This window comes from Paraclostridium sp., assembly GCF_051657365.1.
In the GTDB taxonomy this organism is placed as follows: domain Bacteria; phylum Bacillota; class Clostridia; order Peptostreptococcales; family Peptostreptococcaceae; genus Paraclostridium.
In genome coordinates this window covers 1-1,454 of sequence record NZ_JBOFKN010000206.1, presented here as the reverse complement: position 1 = coordinate 1,454, position 1,454 = coordinate 1, and the positions used below count along the sequence as shown (strand labels likewise).

Genomic DNA, 1,454 nt, shown 5'->3' with positions numbered 1-1,454 from the left:
CAAAAATAACACTAAGTATCCATTGGGTGAGATTTTTGGGTATCGGAAAAAAGATAATGTCATTGAAGTAACAAACAACACAATGAAAAATGCAGTATCTCAACCTGTCTTTGACTGTGTTCGGCCTGGTGTCGGATTACAGCCAGGGCAAGTGTCATGTAATGACAGTGTATTTTCAGGTGCGCTATGTAATAACTCAAAAGGTAATTGGGAGGCGATAACTGATTCACGTTTTATGCGAATTGAGGCTTTTTCATTAACTAGAACGACGGATTCTAATGAAATTGTTGACAGTGGCGATAATGCAGTAATTTATCCTCGCTATCAATTAAATATTCGCGCGGTTTTGGCTAGTAACCCAGCTGTTAGAGGTGAAATCAAGCAAGTTATTACTTTGGAGAACCCGTTACGATGAAACCTTATCAAAATGGTTTTGCTACTTTAACGGTAGTTCTGATCATCATGTTATTAGCGGCCATGGCAGTTCTTACCGCAGGACATCAAACTTACCAGAGAATAAAAAACGAGCAAGAAAGTGTTGTAGCATTAGAAGCCTATAATAATGCGCAGTCTGGTTTGACTTGTGCTCGCATGTGGTTGGCAGGTAAAAATCCAGATGATTTGCAAGCTACTGTCAGCTCCATACCTTGTTCGGAGCCATTGGTCGATGTGAGTGTAATGAAGCATGACTCATCAAGCAACTTTATCGTCAACTCTAAAGGGCGAGGTAGTGATGACAGCTCAAGCATTCGCTATATTATCAAGCATAATATAATGAAACTACTTGGTTTGGTTACTATTCCTGATTCTGCTTTTATCTCTAAAGGTTCTGTTGTTGTTGGTGGGTCGGTTAACATCACTGGTGGCGTGAACAGCATTGTTTCTGGTGGAAATATCACTATTAGTGGAGGTGCAGCGCCATCGAATAAACCACTTAAACCTAACGCGGAGCATTTACAAAATAAACTCCCCTCAGATCATTATTTAGGTGATGGATTTACCTCATCCAATACGGCATTTAAAAAATTAACGTGTGAGGAGTTTTTTGCTCAGGCTAATCCTAGCGAATACCTTAATAAAAATAAGAATGTATGGTTGGTTATGAATACAGCTGAGTGTAAATTACCTGCGCCAATTTCGGCAGGTAATCCAACCGGTTCTATTGAACAAGTTAAAGCAATTACATTGGTAGTAGAAAACTTATCGGGGAGTACGTCACCAAATCTAGTCCTTGGCGGGCCTCCTGGAGGAACATTAATGATGTCAGGGATGTTTGTTTTTATTGATAAAAAAGGATTGGCAAGCACATTGGGATTGACTGGTAGCTTGAATATTTCAGGTGCTTTGGTTACTGATTCTGGTTTCAGTACTACGTCAGGATCGTTAACGATGGTGTATAACGAAATATTACTGAATGCTATAAATAAGAGTCTGTCTACATTAGGCTTTACTCG

2 protein-coding genes are annotated in these 1,454 nt (G+C 39.5%); both read left to right on the top strand.

The features are described 5' to 3' along the window. A partial coding sequence (locus tag ACRCYC_RS16135) for a hypothetical protein (RefSeq protein WP_438620126.1) occupies positions 1-415 on the top strand: 415 nt, incomplete at its 5' end. Beyond that, positions 412-1,454 (top strand): hypothetical protein (locus ACRCYC_RS16130; RefSeq protein WP_438620125.1); only part of this gene is annotated, 1,043 nt, incomplete at its 3' end. The genes ACRCYC_RS16135 and ACRCYC_RS16130, both read left to right, overlap by 4 nt.